General features: G+C 62.2%; 14 protein-coding genes. All 14 read left to right on the top strand.

The features are described 5' to 3' along the window. The first annotated feature begins 57 nt into the window (after positions 1 to 57). Entirely contained in the window at positions 58 to 294 is a 237-nt protein-coding gene (locus FJ956_RS05930) for an Lrp/AsnC family transcriptional regulator (RefSeq protein WP_040995065.1), read from the top strand. A gap of 167 nt (positions 295 to 461) precedes the next feature. Further along, a complete protein-coding gene (locus FJ956_RS05935; protein ID WP_181170071.1) occupies positions 462 to 1,874 on the top strand; it encodes a circularly permuted type 2 ATP-grasp protein in 1,413 nt (470 codons plus the stop codon). A 134-nt stretch (positions 1,875 to 2,008) separates the two neighbouring features. Further along, complete coding sequence (locus tag FJ956_RS05940) at positions 2,009 to 2,950, top strand: alpha-E domain-containing protein (RefSeq protein WP_095765309.1); 942 nt, start codon at positions 2,009 to 2,011, stop codon at positions 2,948 to 2,950. 21 nt (positions 2,951 to 2,971) lie between these two features. Next, entirely contained in the window at positions 2,972 to 3,766 is a 795-nt protein-coding gene (locus FJ956_RS05945; protein ID WP_140672822.1) for a transglutaminase family protein, read from the top strand. Between the two features lie 32 nt (positions 3,767 to 3,798). Then, on the top strand, positions 3,799 to 4,530 hold the full coding sequence (locus FJ956_RS05950; RefSeq protein ID WP_140672823.1) for a peptidase: 732 nt from the start codon (positions 3,799 to 3,801) through the stop codon (positions 4,528 to 4,530). 100 nt (positions 4,531 to 4,630) lie between these two features. Next, complete coding sequence (locus FJ956_RS05955) at positions 4,631 to 6,043, top strand: aspartate aminotransferase family protein (RefSeq protein ID WP_140672824.1); 1,413 nt, start codon at positions 4,631 to 4,633, stop codon at positions 6,041 to 6,043. 125 nt (positions 6,044 to 6,168) lie between these two features. Next, entirely contained in the window at positions 6,169 to 6,936 is a 768-nt protein-coding gene (locus FJ956_RS05960; protein WP_140672825.1) for a DeoR/GlpR family DNA-binding transcription regulator, read from the top strand. Between the two features lie 126 nt (positions 6,937 to 7,062). After that, positions 7,063 to 8,589: a glycerol-3-phosphate dehydrogenase gene (gene glpD / locus FJ956_RS05965; RefSeq protein ID WP_140672826.1), complete on the top strand. Its 1,527-nt coding sequence runs from the start codon at positions 7,063 to 7,065 to the stop codon at positions 8,587 to 8,589. A 39-nt stretch (positions 8,590 to 8,628) separates the two neighbouring features. After that, positions 8,629 to 9,708, top strand: coding sequence for an ABC transporter ATP-binding protein (locus FJ956_RS05970; protein ID WP_140672827.1), 1,080 nt, complete (start codon positions 8,629 to 8,631; stop codon positions 9,706 to 9,708). A gap of 10 nt (positions 9,709 to 9,718) precedes the next feature. Further along, entirely contained in the window at positions 9,719 to 10,786 is a 1,068-nt protein-coding gene (locus FJ956_RS05975; RefSeq protein ID WP_140672828.1) for an ABC transporter ATP-binding protein, read from the top strand. Further along, positions 10,787 to 11,653, top strand: a complete 867-nt coding sequence (locus FJ956_RS05980; protein WP_140653038.1) for a sugar ABC transporter permease — start codon at positions 10,787 to 10,789, stop codon at positions 11,651 to 11,653. Positions 11,654 to 11,656: 3 nt separating this feature from the next. Next, positions 11,657 to 12,565: a carbohydrate ABC transporter permease gene (locus FJ956_RS05985; RefSeq protein WP_140672829.1), complete on the top strand. Its 909-nt coding sequence runs from the start codon at positions 11,657 to 11,659 to the stop codon at positions 12,563 to 12,565. Positions 12,566 to 12,568: 3 nt separating this feature from the next. Beyond that, positions 12,569 to 12,856, top strand: a complete 288-nt coding sequence (locus FJ956_RS05990) for a DUF2160 domain-containing protein (protein WP_140672830.1) — start codon at positions 12,569 to 12,571, stop codon at positions 12,854 to 12,856. 75 nt (positions 12,857 to 12,931) lie between these two features. Next, positions 12,932 to 14,662, top strand: coding sequence for an ABC transporter substrate-binding protein (locus FJ956_RS05995; protein WP_140672831.1), 1,731 nt, complete (start codon positions 12,932 to 12,934; stop codon positions 14,660 to 14,662). Positions 14,663 to 14,699: the final 37 nt, after the last annotated feature.

A 14,699-nucleotide genomic window follows, 5' to 3' on the forward strand; every position in this document is an offset into this window, starting at 1 on the left:
GGCGGCAGTCTGCCACAAGGGCCGCTTAATCGTGCAGCAGGCTGGCAGGACCGGGCAATGAAGGCATTTTTCGTGCAGATCAAGTGCGACCTGGGCAAGTCCTATGAGGTCGCCAGCGCGCTTGCCGATGCCGAGATCGCCTCGGAAATCTACTCGACCGCCGGCAATTACGACCTGCTCGCCAAATTCTATATCGACGACGAGGAAGACGTTGGCCACTTCGTCAACGAGCGGGTGCAGATTCTGCCTGGAATCAAGGACACCTTCACGATCGTGACCTTCCGGGCGTTTTGACGGACCTGGCGATGCCCCGCCGGGAAGCAGCAACTGACCCGGCCTTGCCGCTCATGCCTTAAATTTAGGCAATTCGCATAGAGCGGCCACCATCGCGTCTTAAATCACCGATTGCGCTTGATTTTCTCCGGCGAGGCCAGTGAAATGGTCCAGAGGGGAGTACGCGATTGGCAGCGTTCGACGAAATGCTTCCGGAAGTCTCCGGATTGAGAAGACCTTATGAGGCTTACGATCGCTGGCTGAAGGAGCAGGACCCGGCCAGGCTTACCCAGAAAATGCAGGACGCCGAGCGCGTCTTCCGCAAGACCGGCATCACCTTTGCCGTCTATGGCGAGCAGGAAGCTTCCGAGCGGCTGATCCCTTTCGACATCGTCCCGCGCATCCTCTCGGGCCAGGAATGGCGCCGGCTGACGCAAGGCATCGAACAGCGCGTGCAGGCGCTGAACGCCTTTCTCGACGACATCTACCACCGCCAGGAGATCCTGCGCGCCGGGCGCGTGCCGAGGGAGCTTGTCGCGAAGAATGAGGCCTTCCTGCCTGAGATGATCGGGGTGAGGCCGCCGGCCGGCGTCTACACCCACATCATCGGCGTCGACATCGTCCGCATCTCGGAGAACGAGTTCTATGTGCTGGAGGACAATGCCCGCACGCCGTCCGGCGTCTCCTACATGCTGGAGAACCGCGAGACGATGATGCAGCTCTTTCCGGAGCTGTTCCAGAAGATCAAGGTGCGGCCGGTCGAAAACTACCCACAGCTTTTGCGCCAGTCGCTCGCAGCGGTGCGGCCGCAAAGCAGCAAGGGCGCGCCGACCATCGCGGTGCTGACGCCTGGCTCCTACAACTCGGCCTATTTCGAACACGCCTTCCTCGCCGACCAGATGGGCGTGCAACTCGTCGAAGGGCAGGATCTGCGCGTCGTCGACGGCCATGTGGCGATGCGCACGACCGAGGGCTACAAGCAGATCGACGTGCTCTACCGGCGCGTCGACGACAACTTCCTCGATCCGCTGACCTTCCGGCCGGATTCCGCGCTCGGCGTGCCCGGCATCATGGATGTCTACCGCGCCGGCAACATCACCATCGCCAACGCTCCGGGAACCGGCATCGCCGACGACAAGGCGATCTATTCCTACATGCCGGAGATCGTCGAGTTCTACACCGGCCGGAAGGCGATCCTCGGCAACATTCCGACCTGGCGCTGCTCGGAGCCGGACAGCCTCAAATATGTGCTCGAGCACATTGGCGAGCTCGTCATCAAGGAAGTGCACGGCTCCGGTGGCTACGGCATGCTGGTCGGCCCGGCGGCGACCAAGAAGGAATGCCAGGAGTTTGCCAAGAAGCTGCAGACGAAGCCCTCGAACTACATCGCCCAGCCGACGCTCGCGCTGTCGACCTGCCCGATCCTGACCGAGAAGGGCCTGGCGCCGCGCCATGTCGATCTCAGGCCTTACGTGCTGGTTTCCGACCGTATCCAGATCGTGCCGGGCGGCCTGACGCGTGTCGCGCTCAAGGAAGGATCCTTGGTGGTCAATTCCTCACAGGGGGGCGGGACGAAGGATACGTGGGTGCTGGATGATTGAGACGAGTGAGGGAATAGTGAGTAGTGAGTAGTCAGTAGTCAGTAGGGGAAAGAGCAATGCCACATTCGGTCGAAGTTCGAAAATTCACTGCTCACTACTCACTATTTCTTATTCGCTAACCCGAAGGGCCTGACATGCTTCTCGGCCGCACCGCAAACGGTCTCTACTGGATGAACCGCTATATCGAGCGGGCCGAAAACATGGCGCGCCTCGTCGATGCCGGTCTTCGCATGGCGCTGACGCGCACGCAGAGCGCTTCGGAGGAATGGAACTCGGTCCTGCTCAGCGCCGGCTCGGACATCGCCTTCAGCCAGAAGTACCAGGACTACACCGCCGCCAACGTCTCGGATTTCCTGCTGCGCGACACCTCGAACCCGTCGAGCACGATGTCGTCGATCGAGACGGCGCGCAACAATGCCCGCATGGTTCGCACGGCGCTGACGCGCGAGACCTGGGAAAGCATCAACGAAGCCTGGATGTCGCTGAAGCGCATGCTGGCGAGACCGATCGACGAACGCGACCTGCCGACGGTGCTCGACGCCATCAAGCGCGAGACGGCGCTGATCCGCGGTTCGTTCTACGGCACGATGCTGCGCAACGAGATTTTCGACTTCTCGCAGCTCGGCACCTATGTCGAGCGCGCCGACAACACGGCGCGCATCCTCGACGTGAAATATTATGTGTTGCTGCCGTCGCTGTCCTGGGTCGGCTCGACGCTGGACAACTATCAGTGGGAGTCGATCCTGCGCTCGGTGTCGGCGCACCGCTCCTATCGCTGGGTTTATGAAGCCGACTATAAGCCGACCAATATCGCCGACTATCTGATCCTCAACGTGCGCATGCCGCGCTCGCTGACCTTCTGCTACCGCTTCCTCGGCGAGCATCTGAAATTCCTCGCCGATGATTACGGCGAGCGCCATGCCTGCCATGGCACGGCCGAGAAGATCCAGGCATTGCTCAAGAGAGGGTCGATCAAGGACATATTCGACCACGGCCTGCACGAGTTCCTGGCCGAGTTCATTCGCGACAACACCAGGCTGGGCGACGAGATCGCCCAGGACTACCGGTTCTATTGAGCACAGCCGAGGGCGAGCGCTATGCGGCTCAAGATCACCCATCGCACCGAGTACCGCTACGATCAGCCCGTGCAGTATCTGCTGCAACGGCTGCGCCTTTTGCCTTCCAACGGGCGTACGCAGACCGTCGGCTCCTGGGCGATCAAGGTCGAAGGCGCGCGCGAGGAGGTGCGGTTCACCGACCATTTCGGCAACGACACGCGGCTGGTGAGCGCCGAGAGCGGCCAGAACTCGATCACCGTCGAGGCCGCCGGAGACGTGACCACGCATGACACGGCGGGCGTGACGGGCCCGCATCAGGGCTTTGCGCCGCTCTGGCTGTTCGGTCAGCAGACGCAGCTCACCACTGCCGGCGAGCGCATCCGCGAATTGGCCGGCGCGGTCGGACAGGGCACCGAGATCGAGCGACTGCACCGGCTGATGGGCGCTATCAGCGAACGCGTCGCCTACAGGCCGGGCACCACCAGCGTCGTGACGCCGGCGGAGGAGGCGCTCGCGTTGAAATCCGGCGTCTGCCAGGACCACAGCCATATCTTCATCGCCGCGGCGGGCGCGCTTGGTTTTCCCGCCCGCTATATCAGCGGCTACCTGATGATGGATGCTGCCGTCGAGCAGGCGGCAAGCCATGCCTGGGCCGAGGCCTATGTCGTCGGGCTCGGATGGGTTGCCTTCGACCCGGCGAACGGTATCTCTCCCGACGAACGCTATGTGCGGGTAGCGACGGGGCGCGACTATCGCGATGCCTCGCCGGTGTCGGGGATATTGCTGGGGCAGGCGCAAGAGAAGCTTGCCGTGATAGTCACGGTAGAGCAGTAATCTGCGCCGGAATCGTTAGCAGAAGAGCAATCATGACCTATTGCGTCGGCCTCAAGATCGATCGCGGGCTCGTGTTCATGTCGGACACGCGCACCAATGCCGGCATGGATTCGATCTCGACCTTCAAGAAGATGCATGTATGGGAACAACCCGGCGAGCGCGTCATCGTGCTGATGTCGGCGGGCAACCTTGCCACGACGCAGGCCGTGGTCAGCCTGCTCGACGAGCGCAACAAGGCGGTCGGCGACCGCCATGAGAAGCTGCTTGAGACCCCGTCCATGTACCAGACGGTGCGGCTGGTCGGCGATACGGTCAAGGAAGCGATCGCGCATGCGTCGCCCGACGGCGAGAAGGCGGACTCCTATTTCAATGCTTCCTTCATCCTCGGCGGCCAGATCAAGGGCAGCCCGCCCAGGCTGTTCATGATCTATCCGGAAGGCAATTTCATCGAATCGACCGACGACACGCCCTTCTTCCAGATCGGCGAGACGAAATACGGCAAGCCGATCATCATCCGCGCCTATGACCGGACAATGAGCCTGGCGGAGACGGTGAAGCTGCTGCTGGTATCCTTCGACTCGACGCTGAAATCCAACCTTTCGGTCGGGCTGCCGCTCGATCTTCTGTTCATGGAACAGGATGCGTTCAAGGTGGGGCTGAACCGGCGGATCGGCCATGACGATCCTTACTACCGCACCATTTCGGATGGCTGGTCCAGCGCGCTGAAATTGGCCTTTTCAAACCTGCCGGATTTTCCGGGGTGAGGCCTTTCGATCCAGCCGTTGCCTCAACATATTTAACATGTTAATCAAACGTTGAGGGCGGTTCGGTTTAGCCGACATGGGCGGCTGCTGGGAGGGAATTATGGACAATGAGGAATTCCGCGACTGGTCGCGGCGGGCAGCCGATTGGGGCGCCGATTACCGCGCCGGCCTGCGCGAGCGTCCGGTGCGGCCGGCGATCGCGCCGGGCGAGATTTTCAGGAGCATCGAGGCCTCGCCGCCCGAAATGCCCGAGCCGATGGACAAGATCTTCGCCGACTTCGAAGAAAAGATCGTGCCGGGCATGACGCATTGGCAGCACCCGCGTTTCTTCGCCTATTTCCCGGCCAATGCGGCGCCGGTGTCGGTCGTGGCGGAGTATCTGGTCTCAGCGATGGCCGCGCAGTGCATGCTGTGGCAGACCTCGCCGGCGGCGACCGAGCTCGAGACGCGCATCGTCGACTGGATGCGCCAGGCGCTCGGCCTGCCCGAGGGCTTTTCCGGCGTCATCCAGGATTCGGCCTCGTCGGCGACGCTTGCAGCGGTGCTGACCATGCGAGAGCGCGCGCTCGACTGGCAGGGCAACAAAAAGGGGCTGGCCGGGCAGGGCAAGCTGCGCGTCTATTCCTCCGACCAGGTCCATACCTCGATCGATCGCGCCATCTGGGTCTCCGGCATCGGCGAGGAAAACCTCGTCCGCATCCCGGTCAGCGGACGTTTTCGCGCCATGGACACGGCGGCGCTCGAAGCGGCGATCGTTGCCGATGGAGAAGCGGGGCTGCTGCCCGTGGGCATCATCGCTTGCGTCGGCGGCACCAGCACCGGCGGCACTGACGACATCGCGGCGGTAGCCGCTGTCGCGAAGCGGCACGGGCTCTACCTGCACGTCGACGCCGCCTGGGCCGGGTCGGCGATGATTTGCCCGGAATACCGGAATTTCTGGACCGGCGTCGAAGGCGCCGATTCCATCGTCTTCAATCCGCATAAGTGGCTGGGCGCGCAGTTCGACTGCTCGATCCAGTTCGTACGTCAGCCGGAAGACCTGGTGCGCACGCTGGCGATCAAGCCGGACTATCTGAAGACCCGAGGCCATGACGGCATCATCAACTACTCGGAATGGTCGGTGCCGCTCGGCCGCCGCTTCCGCGCGCTGAAACTGTGGTTCCTGCTTCGTGCCCACGGTCTCGAAGGCTTGCGCGCCATGATCCGCAACCATGTCGCTTGGAGCGAAGGGCTTGCCGCGCGGCTGGCCAGGGAAGCGGATTTCGAGCTCAGCAGCGAGCCGATGCTGTCGCTTTTCTCGTTCCGGCATCGCGCGGCGGCAGGCATCGATCCTGACGAGCACAATCTGCGTCTGGTCGACGCCATCAATGCCGATGGCCGGATCTATCTTACGCAAACGCGGGTCGATGGGCGCGTGGCGATCCGCTTTCAGGCGGGGCAGTTCGAGTCGACGGCGGCCGATGTCGACGCCGCGTTCGACGTCATAACCGAGATTGCCCGGCGTCGATCCTGAGGCGGCAGGCGTGTTCCGCACTGGTTTGCCTTTTGCAATCAGGTGATTTTCGTTAGCCGGCTTATGCCTTTTCTTCGCTTTCGTTTTCCGATATACACGGAAAAAACGAAAATGGAGGACGCGCGATGTTTCTTTCGCCACGCCATGCCGAGATCATCCAGATGGCGAAAGACCATGGCCGGGTGCTGGTCGACAACCTGGCGACGCATTTCAATGTGACGCCGCAGACCATCCGCAAGGACCTCAACGATCTGTGCGATCAGCGCCTGCTGACCCGCATCCATGGCGGCGCGCTGTTCCCGTCCGGTATCGAGAACATGGAGTACGAGGCACGGCGCAAGATTGCCGCCGATGAGAAGGAGGCGATCGGCCGCGCGGCGGCGCGGCTGATTCCTGACAATGCCTCGCTGTTCATCAATATCGGCACCACCACCGAGGCCGTCAGCAAAGCGCTGCTCGACCATAACGGGCTTATGGTAATCACCAATAACATCAACGTTGCCAATAGGATGCGCATCTATCCGACGATCGAGGTGGTGATCGCCGGCGGCGTCGTGCGCGGTTCTGACGGCGGCATTGTCGGCGAGGCGGCCGTCGATTTCATCCGCCAGTTCAAGGTTGATTACGCCGTCATCGGTGCCTCGGCGATCGACCATGACGGCGCGCTGCTCGACTTCGATTTCCGCGAGGTGAAGGTTGCGCAGGCCATCATCGCAAATGCCCGCCACGTCATTCTGGTCTCCGACCGGACGAAATTCGAACGCACGGCGCCGGTTCGGATCGGCCATCTTTCGCAGGTGAATACCTTCATCACCGATCGTTGCGAGATTCCGTCAATCCGCCGGATTTGCGAGGAAACCGAAGTCCGGCTGATCGAGACAGCGTTCGAATAGGCGCGTGTCACGGCTTACTCAGGCGGCCATGATATTTCGTTTGACATTCGCTTTGAGTTCGAAATAATTCCGCCGCGGTTTCGTAAAACACAAAAATGGTGCAATGCGAAATCGTTGGAGGAATCTTTGGACGCATCTCCGATCCATGACATTTTCGTCATCGGCGGCGGCATCAATGGCTGCGGCATAGCCCGCGACGCCGTTGGCCGCGGATTTTCGGTATACCTTGCCGAGATGAACGATCTCGCCAGCGGAACCTCGTCGGGCTCCACCAAGCTCATCCATGGCGGCCTGCGCTATCTAGAATTTTATGAGTTCCGGCTGGTGCGCGAAGCGCTGATGGAGCGCGAGGTTCTGTGGAAGAACGCGCCGCACATCATCTGGCCGATGCGCTTCGTGCTGCCTTATGCCGAGGGCCTCAGGCCCGCCTGGCTGATCCGGCTGGGATTGTTCCTTTACGATCATATCGGCGGGCGCAAGCTGCTGCCGGCGACGAAGACGCTGGATATGGCGCGCGATCCGGCAGGCAAACCGCTCAAACCATTGTTCCGCAAGGCTTTCGAGTATTCGGATGGTTGGGTCAACGACGCGCGCCTGGTGGTGCTGAACGCCCGCGACGCCGCCGACCGGGGCGCCATTGTCCGCACCCGCACCAGGGTTGCCAGCGCGCGGCGTAACGGTGCGCTTTGGACCGTGAAAGTGCAGAATGTGCTTACCGGTGAAATCGAAGAGGTTCGCGCGCGGCTTCTCGTCAACGCCGCCGGCCCCTGGGTCGATCACGTGCTCTCGACCGCCGTCGGCCAGAACGACGTCCACAATGTCCGCCTCGTGCAGGGCAGCCACATCGTCATCAACAAGAAGTTCGACGACCCGCGCGCCTATTTCTTCCAGAACAAGGACGGCCGCATCATCTTCGCTATTCCTTACGAGGAAGAGTTCACGCTGATCGGCACCACCGACCGCGACTATCCCGGCGATCCGCGTGAGGTGAAGATCTCCGACACCGAGATCGACTATCTGTGCGCCGCGGCAAGCGAATATTTCGCGCAGCCGGTGAAGCGCTCCGATATCGTCTGGACCTATTCGGCGGTGCGCCCGCTCTATGACGACGGCGCCTCCAAGGCGCAGGAAGCAACGCGCGACTATGTGCTGAAGGCCGATGGCGGGGAGGGTGCCGCCCCGCTCGTCAATGCCTTCGGCGGCAAGATCACGACCTTCCGCCGGCTGGCGGAATCGATGCTGGAGAAGATCGAAGGTTTTCTCGGCAAGCGCGGCAGAGCATGGACGCATGATGCGCCGCTGCCCGGCGGCGATTTCGCCGCGACCGGCTTCGATGCCCAGGTCGCCAGGCTGAAGAGCGCCTATCCGTTCCTTGACCAGCGGCTGGCGCGCCGCTTCACCCGGCTTTATGGCACGCGGGCGGAAAGGCTGCTCGGGCTCGCCAAGTCGAATGCCGATCTCGGCCGCAATTTCGGCGCCGACCTTTTCGAGGCGGAAGTTCGCTATCTGGCCGAAAACGAATGGGCGGTCACCGCCGAGGACGTGCTGTGGCGCCGCACCAAGCGCGGCCTGCATTTCAGCCGCGAGCAGACGGCGGCACTGGAAGAATTCATGCGCGGACTGAGCAGCCGCCATGTCGCTGCGGCGGAATGAGGATCGACCGCTGATGCGCAAGGCCTGGGAGGAGGCGTGATGCTGGAACTGAGGAACGTGACGAAGACGGTCGGCGCGCAGGAGCATATCCGCGACGTGTCGCTGACGCTTCAGCACGGCTCGTTGAACGTCCTGCTTGGGCCGACGCTTTCCGGCAAGACCAGCCTGATGCGGCTGATGGCAGGCCTCGACGCGCCGACTTCCGGCTCGGTCTGGTTCGACGGCAAGGACGTCACCGGACAGAAGGTGCAGAAGCGCAACGTCGCCATGGTCTACCAGCAGTTCATCAACTACCCGGCGATGACCGTCTACGAGAACATCGCCTCGCCGCTGCGGGTGGCCGGTGTCGAGCAGGCGAAGATCGACAAGGAGGTGCGCAACGCGGCGGCGCTCTTGAAGCTCACGCCCTATCTCGACCGCACGCCGCTCAGCCTGTCCGGCGGCCAGCAGCAGCGCACCGCGCTTGCCCGAGCCATCGTCAAGAATGCCAGCCTGGTGCTGCTCGACGAGCCTTTGGCCAATCTCGACTACAAGCTGCGCGAGGAGTTGCGCGCCGAATTGCCGAAGATCTTCGCCGCGGCCGGCACCATCTTCGTCTATGCGACGACCGAGCCGCACGAGGCGCTTTTGCTCGGCGGCAACACGGCAACGCTTTCGGAAGGCCGCGTCACGCAATTTGGCCCGACGGTCGAGGTGTTCCGCAAGCCGGTCGATCTGGTGACGGCGCGGACTTTCGCCGATCCGCCGCTCAACACCATCGTGCTCTCCAAGAAGGGGTCGGATTTCCTGCTCGAAGGCGGCGTCAAGCTGCCGGTGCCGACCGAACTCGCCGGTATTGCGGATGCCAGCTACACGATCGGCTTCCAGCCGCATCATTTGTCGCTGGAGCGGCCGAACGCCAGCGCCGTGCCGGTGCGGGCCAAGGTCACCATCACGGAGATCACCGGCTCGGAGAGCTTCGTCCATCTCGATTTCGCCGATGCGCGCTGGGTCATGCTGGCGCATGGCATTCTCGATTTCGAGACGGACGACGAGGTCGAAGTGTTCATTGACCCGCGCCACATCATGGTATTCGACCATAACGGCCGCGCCGTGACGGCTTCGAAGCTGGCGGCCTGAGGAGAAAACGATGGCGCGCATCGAGGTCAACCACATCCGCCACTCCTACCTGTCCAATCCGCAGAAGGATTCCGACTTCGCTCTGAAGGAAGTCCACCACACTTTCGAGGATGGCGGCGCTTATGCGCTGCTCGGGCCATCGGGCTGCGGCAAGACCACCTTGCTCAACATCATCTCGGGACTGCTGCACCCCTCGCACGGCAAATTGCTGTTCAACGGCCGGGACGTGACCAGGCTGTCGACGCAGGAGCGCAACATCGCGCAGGTGTTCCAGTTTCCGGTCATTTACGACACCATGACCGTCTACGACAATCTGGCCTTCCCGCTGCGCAACCGGCGCGTGCCGGAAGCCGACGTCGACCGCAAGGTGCGCGAGACGCTCGACATGATCGATCTTGCTTCGATGGCGAACAGGAAGGCGCGCCGGCTCACCGCAGACCAGAAGCAGAAGATCTCGCTTGGACGCGGCCTGGTGCGCTCCGACGTCAACGCCATCCTGTTCGACGAGCCGCTCACCGTGATCGACCCGCATATGAAGTGGGTGCTGCGCTCGCAGCTGAAGCAGCTGCACCGCCGCTTCGGCTACACCATGGTCTACGTCACGCATGACCAGACCGAAGCGCTGACTTTCGCCGACCGTGTCGTGGTCATGTATGACGGCGAGATCGTGCAGATCGGCACGCCGGCCGAACTTTTCGAGCGGCCGCGCCACACTTTCGTCGGCTATTTCATCGGCTCGCCGGGCATGAACGTGCTGCCGGTTGCGCTGGAAGGCAGTACGGCGAGGCTCGGCGCGCAGCGCATCGAACTGCCCGGCGTGCCCAAGGCCGAAGCCGGCGCCGTCGAGCTCGGCATCCGTCCCGAATATGTGCGGCTCGGCCGCGAGGGCATGGCGGTGCAGGTCTCCAAGGTCGAGGACGTCGGCCGCCACAAGGTCGTGCGCGCCAACCTGGAAGGCAAGGAAATTGCGGCGGTGATCGGCGAGGACGACGAGGTGCCTGCCGAACCAAAAGTCCGCTTCGATCCCGCTGGCATCAACATCTATGCCGATTCCTGGCGCGTCGAGATGGGGGCATAGATGGACAAGACCTGGAACAACAAGGCCTGGTTCCTTGTCCTGCCGGTGCTGGTGCTGGTGGCGTTCTCTGCCGTCATCCCGCTGATGACCGTCGTCAACTATTCGGTGCAGGACACGTTCGGCAACAACGTCTTCTTCTGGGCCGGCACCGAATGGTTCGAGGAGCTGCTGCACTCCGACCGCTTCTGGGAAGCGATGGTGCGCAACCTGATCTTCTCCTTCATCATCCTGGCGATCGAGGTGCCGCTCGGCATCTTCATCGCGCTCAACATGCCGAAGAAGGGCTGGGGGGTGCCGGTCTGCCTGGTGCTGATGGCGCTGCCGCTGCTCGTTCCGTGGAACGTCGTCGGCACGATCTGGCAGGTCTTCGGGCGCAACGACATCGGCCTGCTCGGCTATTACGTCAATGCGCTCGGCATCGACTACAACTACGTCCAGGATCCGATCGATGCCTGGGTCACCGTCATCATCATGGATGTCTGGCACTGGACCAGCCTGGTCGTGCTGCTTTGTTATGCTGGCCTGGTCTCGATTCCCGATGCCTTCTACCAGGCGGCCAAGATCGACGGCGCGTCGCGCTGGGCGGTGTTCCGCTACATCCAGCTGCCCAAGATGCAGCGCGTGTTGCTGATCGCCGTGCTGTTGCGCTTCATGGACAGTTTCATGATCTATACCGAGCCCTTCGTCGTCACCGGCGGCGGTCCCGGCAATTCGACCACTTTCCTGTCGATCGACCTGGTCAAGACTGCGCTCGGCCAGTTCGACCTCGGTCCGGCGGCGGCAATGTCGCTGGTCTACTTCCTGATCATCCTGTTGTTGTCGTGGGTGTTCTACACCGTGATGACCAACTACGACGCGGAGCGCTGAGAGATGGCGGGCGCCAACGAGACGACACGCGTGAGCGATACGGCGGTCACCGAAGTGGGAAGCACGCTGTCGCAGGACGAGGTGGCGAAGCTGATGCGCCGCCGCGGCGAGGAATCGCGCTGGTGGTGGATCGTGCCGACGGTCTACATCATCGTTATCCTGCTGCCGATCTACTGGCTCATCAACATGAGCTTCAAGACCAATGCGGAGATCGTGTCGTCCCTGACGCTGTTCCCGCATAATCCGACACTGGCGAACTATCGCACCATCTTCACCGACCCGTCCTGGTATTCGGGCTACATCAATTCGATCACCTATGTGGTGATGAACATGGTGATATCGGTGGCGGTGGCGCTGCCGGCGGCCTACGCCTTCTCGCGCTACCGCTTCCTTGGCGACAAGCATTTGTTCTTCTGGCTTTTGACCAACCGCATGGCGCCGCCGGCGGTGTTCGCGCTGCCGTTCTTCCAGCTCTATTCGGCGTTCGGCCTGATCGATACCCATATCGCCGTGGCGCTGGCGCACTGCCTGTTCAACGTGCCGCTCGCGGTGTGGATCCTCGAAGGCTTCATGTCCGGCGTGCCGAAGGAGATCGACGAGACCGCCTATATCGACGGCTATTCCTTCCCGCGCTTCTTTCTGAAGATTTTCATGCCGCTGATCGCGAGCGGCATCGGCGTCGCCTGCTTCTTTTGCTTCATGTTCTCGTGGGTGGAGCTCCTGATCGCCCGCACGCTGACCACGACCGACGCCAAGCCGATCGCCGCCACCATGACCCGCACGGTCTCTGCGGCCGGAATGGATTGGGGCCTGCTCGCCGCCGCCGGCGTGCTGACGCTGATCCCCGGCGCCTTGGTCATCTGGTTCGTGCGAAATTATATCGCCAAGGGCTTTGCCCTGGGGAGGGTCTAAGCCATGAACCTCGACTTCTCCTGGATGGCGTGGACGTGGCCTACGGCCGCCTTCTTTATCGTCATCGCGCTGATGCTCTTCGGCATGGGCGTCTGGGAATATGCCTCGCCCGGCGGTCATCCGCGCGTCGGGGTGCTGCGCTTCGAGACGACACGTGGCGATCGTTTGTTCCTGTCGCTGCTTGGCAGCGCATTTATCCATCTCGCTTGGCTGGGTCTGGTTGGACCCAACCTGTGGTGGGCTCTCGCTCTCTCCGTGGTCTACGCCGTTGGCGTGTTCCGATACGTATAGAGGGGGAATAGCCGGAGCGGCCGCGTGCTGGCGGCCGCCCGGATCGCACTTGCAACTTAAGACTGGAGGAGACACATGCGACGGCAATTTCTAACATCGACGACCGCCCTTGTCCTTTTGCTGGGAGCGGGCCATGCCTATGCCGGAATGGACGAAGCAAAAGCCTTTCTCGACAAGGAGATAGGCGACCTGTCGACGCTTTCACGCGCCGACCAGGAAAAGGAAATGCAGTGGTTCATCGACGCCGCCAAGCCGTTCGCCGGCATGGACATCAAGGTCGTTTCGGAAACCATCGCCACGCACCAATACGAGTCACAGGTGCTGGCACCGGCCTTTTCCGCCATCACAGGTATCAAGATCACACATGACGTCATCCAGGAAGGCGACGTCGTCGAGAAGATCCAGACCCAGATGCAGACCGGCCAGAACCTCTATGACGGCTGGGTGAACGATTCCGACCTGATCGGCACGCACTGGCGCTACCAGCAGGTGCGCAACCTGACCGACTGGATGGCGAACGAGGGCAAGGATGTCACCAATCCGAACCTCGACCTGAAGGACTTCATTGGCACCTCGTTCACGACGGCGCCCGACAAGAAGCTCTATCAGCTCCCCGACCAGCAGTTCGCGAACCTCTACTGGTTCCGCTACGACTGGTTCAACGACGAGAAGAACAAGGCCGACTTCAAGGCGAAGTACGGCTACGACCTCGGCGTTCCCGTCAACTGGTCGGCTTATGAGGACATCGCCGAGTTCTTTACCGGCCGCGAGATCGACGGCAAGAAGGTCTACGGCCATATGGACTACGGCAAGAAGGACCCGTCGCTCGGCTGGCGGTTCACCGACGCCTGGCTGTCCATGGCCGGCAATGGCGACAAGGGCATTCCGAACGGCCTGCCCGTCGACGAATGGGGCATCAAGGTCGACGAGAATTCGCGTCCTGTCGGCTCCTGCACGGCGCGTGGCGGCGACACCAACGGCCCGGCGGCGGTCTACTCGATCCAGAAATATCTCGACTGGCTGAAGGCCTACGCTCCGGCGGAAGCCCAGGGCATGACCTTCTCCGAATCCGGCCCGGTGCCGGCGCAGGGCGCGGTCGCGCAGCAGATCTTCTGGTACACCGCCTTCACCGCTTCGATGGTCGACGCCGGCGCCAAGGCGGTGCTGAACGACGACGGCACGCCCAAGTGGCGCATGGCGCCGTCGCCGCACGGCGTCTACTGGAAGGACGGCATGAAGCTCGGTTACCAGGACGTGGGTTCCTGGACGCTGATGAAGTCGACGCCTGACGATCGCGCCAAGGCCGCCTGGCTCTACGCGCAGTTCGTCACCTCGAAGACGGTCGACGTGAAGAAGAGCCATGTCGGCTTGACCTTCATCCGCGAGAGCACGATCCACGACAAGAGCTTCACCGAGCGCGCTCCGAAGCTCGGCGGGCTGATCGAGTTCTATCGCTCGCCGGCCCGCGTCCAGTGGTCGCCGACCGGCACCAACGTGCCTGACTATCCGAAGCTGGCGCAGCTCTGGTGGCAAGCGATCGGCGATGCCTCGTCCGGCGCGAAGTCGGCCCAGGAAGCAATGGACTCGCTCTGCGCCGAGCAGGAAAAGGTCATGAGCCGCATCGAGAAGTCGGGCGTCCAGGGCGATATTGGCCCGAAGATGGCCGAAGAGCACGATCTTGCCTACTGGAATGCCGACGCGGTCAAGAAAGGCAATCTCGCTCCTCAGTTGAAGATCGAGAACGAGAAGGAAAAGCCGATCACCATCAACTACGACGAACTGGTGAAGAGCTGGCAGCAGCAGTAACTGCATGACGCGGGCGCGTTTGCCCATGTAGGAAGTG

The organism is Mesorhizobium sp. B2-4-3 (assembly GCF_006442815.1).
Classification (GTDB): Bacteria; Pseudomonadota; Alphaproteobacteria; order Rhizobiales; family Rhizobiaceae; genus Mesorhizobium.

Excerpts from the sequence above, each read along its gene's own strand:
- FJ956_RS05990 (WP_140672830.1), top strand. The coding sequence starts at position 12,569 with ATGAACCTCGACTTCTCCTGGATGGCGTGGACGTGGCCTACGGCCGCC.
- FJ956_RS05970 (WP_140672827.1), top strand. The coding sequence starts at position 8,629 with ATGCTGGAACTGAGGAACGTGACGAAGACGGTCGGCGCGCAGGAGCAT.
- FJ956_RS05980 (WP_140653038.1), top strand. The coding sequence starts at position 10,787 with ATGGACAAGACCTGGAACAACAAGGCCTGGTTCCTTGTCCTGCCGGTG.
- FJ956_RS05955 (WP_140672824.1), top strand. The coding sequence starts at position 4,631 with ATGGACAATGAGGAATTCCGCGACTGGTCGCGGCGGGCAGCCGATTGG.
- FJ956_RS05975 (WP_140672828.1), top strand. The coding sequence starts at position 9,719 with ATGGCGCGCATCGAGGTCAACCACATCCGCCACTCCTACCTGTCCAAT.
- FJ956_RS05985 (WP_140672829.1), top strand. The coding sequence starts at position 11,657 with ATGGCGGGCGCCAACGAGACGACACGCGTGAGCGATACGGCGGTCACC.
- FJ956_RS05960 (WP_140672825.1), top strand. The coding sequence starts at position 6,169 with ATGTTTCTTTCGCCACGCCATGCCGAGATCATCCAGATGGCGAAAGAC.
- FJ956_RS05995 (WP_140672831.1), top strand. The coding sequence starts at position 12,932 with ATGCGACGGCAATTTCTAACATCGACGACCGCCCTTGTCCTTTTGCTG.
- FJ956_RS05945 (WP_140672822.1), top strand. The coding sequence starts at position 2,972 with ATGCGGCTCAAGATCACCCATCGCACCGAGTACCGCTACGATCAGCCC.
- FJ956_RS05950 (WP_140672823.1), top strand. The coding sequence starts at position 3,799 with ATGACCTATTGCGTCGGCCTCAAGATCGATCGCGGGCTCGTGTTCATG.
- FJ956_RS05930 (WP_040995065.1), top strand. The coding sequence starts at position 58 with ATGAAGGCATTTTTCGTGCAGATCAAGTGCGACCTGGGCAAGTCCTAT.
- FJ956_RS05940 (WP_095765309.1), top strand. The coding sequence starts at position 2,009 with ATGCTTCTCGGCCGCACCGCAAACGGTCTCTACTGGATGAACCGCTAT.